Raw genomic sequence first — 5,515 nt, 5'->3', positions numbered from 1 at the left:
CGTCGCCCGCCGCGCGGCTCCGGGCGACCGACTCCCTCGCGCGCGCTCCTCGCGGCCGCCGCTTCGCTCCGGCCGCTCACAGGCACGCGCCACCGCACGGCGCGTCTATTTACAAGTAGTCGCCGAGCAGGGGCTCAACGCGCTCCTTCGTCTCCTCGGGGATCGCCTCCGTCGGCGTGTTGACGGTGCCTTCGAGCGACGTGTGCGCGTCACACTCCAAGTCCTCGGGCAGGGTCCGCACGGCCTCCTCGACGGCGGCCTTGATCGCCGCCTGGTTCTGCTCGGCGTTCTCGAGCACCTCTTCGAGCGTCACCTCGCTGTCCGCCTTCCACACGTCGTAGTCGGTGACGCCGGCGATCGTCGCGTACGCGATCTCGGCCTCGCGGGCCAGCTTCGCCTCCGGGATCGCGGTCATGCCGACGAGGTCCCAGCCTTGGCTCTTGTAGAACTCCGACTCCGCGCGCGTCGAGTACTGCGGCCCCTCGATACAGACGTAGGTGCCGCCCTTCACGACGTCCGTGCCGTCGTCCTCCTCGCCGCCAACGGCGGACTCGGCCGCCTCGGTGAGGTGGTCGACGAGCTCGGGGCTGTACGGGTCCGCGAACGGCTGGTGGACGACGACCCCGTCGCCGTAGAAGGAGAGGTCGCGGTGTTTCGTCCGGTCGTAGATCTGGTCGGGAACGACGAGCGTGCCGGGCGCTAACTCCTCCTTCAGGCTCCCCACCGCGTTCGACGCGAACACGTGGGTGACCCCCGCCTGCTTCAGGGCGTACATGTTGGCGCGGTACGGGAGGTCGGTCGGCGAGACGCCGTGGTTCGAGCCGTGGCGCGGGAGGAAGGCGACCTCGCGGCCCGTGTCGCCGAACTCGCCGATCGTCACCGCGTCGCTCGGCTCGCCGTACGGCGTGTCGAACGCGACCTCGCGCACGTCGTTGAGGGGGAGCGCCTCGTAGATGCCGCTGCCGCCGATGAATCCGATGGTTCCCATACCCCGAGTGCGCCCGCTCGCTACTTATAAGGAGTGAACGCGGTCGGCGGCCGCGGTCGACGGCCCGGCGCGTCGTCGACGGCTCCGCGGAGAACCCGTCTCACAGCAGCCAGCGCACCGCCGCGAGCGCCACCGCGCTCACGGCGAGGAGGTGGACGAGCACCGCGCCGACGGGCGCGGCGCCCACCGCACGCATGTCGTCGACCCGGATCGAGAGCCCGAGGCCGACGAACGCCAGCGCGAACAGCGCGTCCGACACGCGCCCGATCGACGCCAGCGCGGCCGGCGAGAGCAGCCCGCTGTTGGCGACCGCCGCCACGGCGAGGAAGCCGAGCAGGAACTTCGGGAACTCCGCCCACAGCCGCCGGACGCCGGGGTCGGCGGCCGACCGCGCCGCGTACGCCAGCGAGTACGCGACCGCGACGCCGCCAAGGAGCGAGTTGCGCGCCAGTTTCGTCACGGTCGCCCACTGCCCCGCCTCGGGCGAGTAGGCGAACCCGGCGGCCGCGACGGGGCCGGTCGAGAACATGCTCACGCCCGCCCAGACGCCGAACTGCCGACCGGTGAGGCCGAGCCACTCGCCCGCGAGCGGGAACGCGACGAGCGTCGCGGCGTCGAACAGCAGGATCGTCGCGGCCGCGAAGGTGATCGCGGTCCCGCGCGCGTCCAGCACCCGGCCGATTGCGACGACCGCGGAGACCCCGCAGATGCTCGCGCCGGCCGCCAACAGGGAGGACGTGGGCGACCCGATCCGGAAGAGCCCGCGCGCGACGACCTCCGCGAACAGGAGCCCGCCGGCGACGACCGCCACCACGAGCCCGAGGACGGTCGGTCCCGCGGCGAGGAACTCCTCGACCGCCACCGCCGCGCCGAGCAGCACGATGCCGGTCTCTAAGAACAGCTTGTCGGCGCTCACGCCCGGCTCCGCGATCTCGGGGATCCCGACGGTGTTGCCGAGCCCGACGCCGATCCCGACGGCGACGACGAGCGGCTGGAGGCCGGGGACCGCGTCCGCGACGAGCGTCGCGGCGACCGCGCCGCCCGCGAGCAGCGCGAGGCCGGGCAGGTACGCGCGGACCGCCTCGCCGATCCCCGTCACAGCGCCTGCCCGACGAGGTGCGCGGCGACGATCCCGAGCCCCAGCGCGAGCGCCTGCCAGCCGCGGTCGAGCGCGGTCCAGCGGTCGACGAGGCCGGCTCCGGTCGCCGGGCCGTCTGACGCGATCCCGTCGTCGCGGTTCGATGCCATGGCCCGAATCGGTCCGGCCGACACTTACTGGTGTCGCTCGCGCCGGTGACGGTCGAGCGCCGTCCCGTCGATGGGCCTCGCAACCGCTGAACGGTCGGGGTCGCGGGCGCTACCGGACTGCGAGAGCGCTTACCGGTCGCGCGCCGCCCGGTACCGCTCGCGGATCGACGCGAACAGCTCCTCCCCGGCGTCGGTCCGGAGCCGCGGCTCGCTCGTCGCGAAGAACTCGTCGAGGTCGTCGTACTCGCGGAACGCATCGGGATCGCCGCGCTCCGGGTCGTACCGGTCGCCGCGCTCGTAACGCAGGGCTTGGAGGCAGGTGTCGAGCAGGTCGCACTCCTTGACGAGGACCGCCTCCGGCGAATTGCGGGCCTCGTACGCCTCCCACGCGTCCCGCACGCGCTCCGGGAGCGGGCCGGCGAGGTCGCGCATGGCCTCTCGCTCGGCGGCGACCTTCGCCTCGCGATCGACCGCGTCCCCGCCCGCGTCGCCACGTCGGCCGCCCGCGTCGCCCCGTCGCCCGTCTCCGCCTCGGCGACGTCGTGGACGACCGCCAGCCGGAGGGCGCGGTCGCGGTCGACGCCCGGGAGGTCCTCGCGGAACCGGTCCCCGAGCGTCAACACGAGATACGCGACGCCCCACGAGTGGGCGGCGACGGACTCGGGCTCGTCAATCCCGCGGAGCTGCCACCCCGTGCGCCGCTCGTCTTTGAGCGCGTAGGCGTCGAGGAGGGCGTCGAGCGCCGCGTCGTCTGCGGGGTCAGCGTCGGCGTCGTCTCCGGGGGCCATCGCTCGGTCCGGCTACTCGGCGAGCGCCCACGTCTCGTCGCCGACGGGCTCGGCCACGTCCCGCCGGACCATCTCGTCGATGACCTCGTCGAGGCGGCCGGGCTGGGCGACCTCCATCTCGATCCGGCCGATGCCGTGGTACTCCTCTAAGTAGTGCCGGAGGTCCTCCCGCGAGAACGTCGAGTCGTCGGCGCGCTCCATGGCGCCCTCCGTGAGGTCGATCATGTCTTCGAGGAAGTTCCACGGGTAGACGACCCACGTCCACTGTTCGAGCCGTTCGCCCACGAAGTCGGGCTGGAACTCGGAGGTGCCCAAGAGCTGGAGGGTCGCGGTGCGGACCTCGCCCGCGCCGCGGTCCTCGACGTACTCCTCGGCGCGGCTGATCGAGCCGCCGGTGTCGGCGATGTCGTCGATGATGAGGACGTTCTTGTCCTCCACGCTCCCCTCGGGCATCGGGTAGCGGATCTGCGGTTCGTCGCTCTTCTCGGCCGCCCCCACGTAGTGTTCCATCTTGAGGCTGGTGAGGTCGTTGAGCCCGAGGAAGTCGCAGATACACCGCCCCGCGAACCAGCCGCCGCGGGCGAGGGCGACGACCACGTCCGGCTCGAAGTCGGCCCGCTTCACCGCGTCGGAGACGTTGCGGCAGAGCCCGTAGATGTACTCCCAGTTGGTGAGCGTGCAGTCGAAGTCGTCCGGGAGGTCGCTCATACGGGCGTACCTGCCACCCGCGCGCTGATAAGGGTTTAGCTCCGGCGCTCGCCCCGCGCCGGTCGACTACCGATCGATGCCGCCGCCGCCGGCCACCACGCCCTCGACCTCCCCGGGCGTGACGACGGCGACGTCGCCCGCGACGGTGCGTTTCAGCGCCGCGACCGCGGCCGCCCACTCCAGCGCGGCCGGGAGGTCGCCGCCGTCGATCCGCTTCGCGAGGTAGCCCGCGACGAACGCGTCTCCGGTGCCGATCGCGTCGATCGTCTCCGCGTCGAAGACGCCCTGCTCGTACACCTCGCCGTCGCGCAGCGCGACCGCGCCCTCCGTCCCGCGGGTGACGACGACCGTCTCGACGCCGAACTCCGCGGCCAGTCCGTGCGCGATCGCGACCGCGTCGCCCTCGCGGTCCAGCACCTCGCGGGCGTCCCGCCGCGGGACGAACAGCGTGTCGACGTGCTCGAACAGGCTCTCGTAGGCCGCTCGCGCGGTCTCCGGGTCCCAGAGCTTCTCCCGGTAGTTCAGGTCGAACGAGCGAGTGAGCCCCGCGTCGCCCGCCTCGCGCAGCAGCGCGGCCGCCGTCTCCGCGGCGCGGTCGGACAGCGCGGGCGTGATCCCGGTGGTGTGGAACCGGCTCGCGTCCGCGAACGACGCCGTCGACAGGTCCCCGGGCGTCACCGTCGTGATCGCGGCGTCCCCGCGGTCGTACACGACGTTCGACCCCCGCGGCGTGCCGCCGCGTTCGAGGTAATACGTCCCGACGCGGCCCTCAGCCGGGTCGGTCCACGCCACCTCGGGCGTCACTCCGTGGCTCCGCAGCTCGTTCGTCACTCGGCGCCCCGGCGGGGAGTCCGGCAGCTTCGAGAGCCAGACGGCGTCGACGCCGAGCCGCGACGCGCCGACCGCCACGTTGCTCTCGGCGCCGCCTGCCTGAACGTCGAGCGAGTCCGTCGTCTCCAGCCGCTCGCCGCGCGGGGGCGACAGGCGGAGCATCGTCTCGCCGAACGTCACGAGGTCGGTCACGCCGACCACCCTTCGGTTCGCATACTCGGCCGTCGCCGGGCCAGCACAAAAGCGTCCGCGATCGCCGCGCAGCGTGCGGGCGGCCCGGTAAACCTGGCGCTCGCACTGTCACCGCAGCGCGGAGATCAGCGCGATACCGCCCGCCAAGAGGAGCGCGAGCGCGGCCACGGGCTGGCCGCCGCCGACCGCGAGCGAGACGCCGTACACGAGGCCGGCCGCGAGCGCGCCGACGAGCAGGCTCGCCCCCGCGTGGACCGCGACGTTCCGCCGGACCCGAGCGCCCCGTCCGACCTGCTCCCCGAGGCCGACCCCGTGGTCGGCGACGTCCCACGCGACCGCCAGCCCGACGGCGGCGACGAGCAGGGCTTCGGGCGGGGCGCCGCGGTACCCCGCGAGCGCGATCCCCGCCACGCCCGCGGTCGCGCCCCACGTCAGGACTCGCGCCGACCCCCGGAGCGAGCCGCCGAGGAACGCGAGCGCGCCGACCCCGACCAGCGCGCCGCCCGTCGGACTCGCTATCAGCGCGGCGGTCGCCGCGACGCCCGCGGCGGCGAGGCTCGCGACGACCGCGACCGTCGGGGGCCGGGCGTCCGCCTCGTGGAAGTCGGCTGGCGCTTCGGACGCCGACTCGTCGCCCCCCGTCGCAATCGCGGATCCGTCGCCAGTCGTTCCGGGCGCCGAGCCGTCGCCGCTCATCGCGACCACCGCCTCGTCGCGGCCGCGACCGCGGCCGGGAAGGAGTCGTCGCCCCACTCCAGCG

Annotated in this window: 6 protein-coding genes and 1 pseudogene; all 7 read right to left on the bottom strand. The window is 73.6% G+C overall.

What is annotated here, in order from left to right; translation table 11 throughout:
- Positions 1 to 109: 109 nt before the first annotated feature.
- Entirely contained in the window at positions 110 to 988 is an 879-nt protein-coding gene (gene mtnP, locus B9H04_RS17195; RefSeq protein ID WP_049931495.1) for an S-methyl-5'-thioadenosine phosphorylase, read from the bottom strand.
- Positions 989 to 1,088: 100 nt separating this feature from the next.
- Positions 1,089 to 2,087: a YeiH family protein gene (locus tag B9H04_RS17190; protein WP_049931496.1), complete on the bottom strand. Its 999-nt coding sequence runs from the start codon at positions 2,085 to 2,087 to the stop codon at positions 1,089 to 1,091.
- Positions 2,084 to 2,236 (bottom strand): hypothetical protein, encoded by a 153-nt coding sequence (locus B9H04_RS18920; protein WP_169514832.1) that lies wholly within the window; start codon positions 2,234 to 2,236, stop codon positions 2,084 to 2,086. Before B9H04_RS18920 ends, B9H04_RS17190 begins: the two co-directional genes overlap by 4 nt.
- A gap of 129 nt (positions 2,237 to 2,365) precedes the next feature.
- Positions 2,366 to 3,024 (bottom strand): annotated as a pseudogene (locus B9H04_RS17185) (HD domain-containing protein).
- Positions 3,025 to 3,036: 12 nt separating this feature from the next.
- Entirely contained in the window at positions 3,037 to 3,732 is a 696-nt protein-coding gene (locus tag B9H04_RS17180) for a phosphoribosyltransferase (protein WP_049931497.1), read from the bottom strand.
- Positions 3,733 to 3,798: 66 nt separating this feature from the next.
- Positions 3,799 to 4,764: a bifunctional 2-dehydro-3-deoxygluconokinase/2-dehydro-3-deoxygalactonokinase gene (kdgK1, locus tag B9H04_RS17175; RefSeq protein ID WP_179233687.1), complete on the bottom strand. Its 966-nt coding sequence runs from the start codon at positions 4,762 to 4,764 to the stop codon at positions 3,799 to 3,801.
- A gap of 99 nt (positions 4,765 to 4,863) precedes the next feature.
- The gene (locus B9H04_RS17170) at positions 4,864 to 5,451 is read right to left on the bottom strand and encodes a DUF7519 family protein (RefSeq protein ID WP_303648970.1); all 588 of its coding nucleotides are present in this window, start codon (positions 5,449 to 5,451) and stop codon (positions 4,864 to 4,866) included.
- Positions 5,452 to 5,515: the final 64 nt, after the last annotated feature.

Origin of the sequence: Halorubrum ezzemoulense DSM 17463, from assembly GCF_002114285.1 — an archaeon.
Taxonomy (GTDB): domain Archaea; phylum Halobacteriota; class Halobacteria; order Halobacteriales; family Haloferacaceae; genus Halorubrum; species Halorubrum ezzemoulense.
Note: the sequence above shows the minus strand (reverse complement) of the source record. Positions and strands in the feature narration are given on the sequence as shown.

Bases quoted from the DNA above. Each gene is read 5' to 3' on its own strand.
- B9H04_RS17180 (WP_049931497.1), bottom strand. From the start codon at position 3,732: ATGAGCGACCTCCCGGACGACTTCGACTGCACGCTCACCAACTGGGAG.
- B9H04_RS17170 (WP_303648970.1), bottom strand. From the start codon at position 5,451: ATGAGCGGCGACGGCTCGGCGCCCGGAACGACTGGCGACGGATCCGCG.
- mtnP (WP_049931495.1), bottom strand. From the start codon at position 988: ATGGGAACCATCGGATTCATCGGCGGCAGCGGCATCTACGAGGCGCTC.
- B9H04_RS18920 (WP_169514832.1), bottom strand. From the start codon at position 2,236: ATGGCATCGAACCGCGACGACGGGATCGCGTCAGACGGCCCGGCGACC.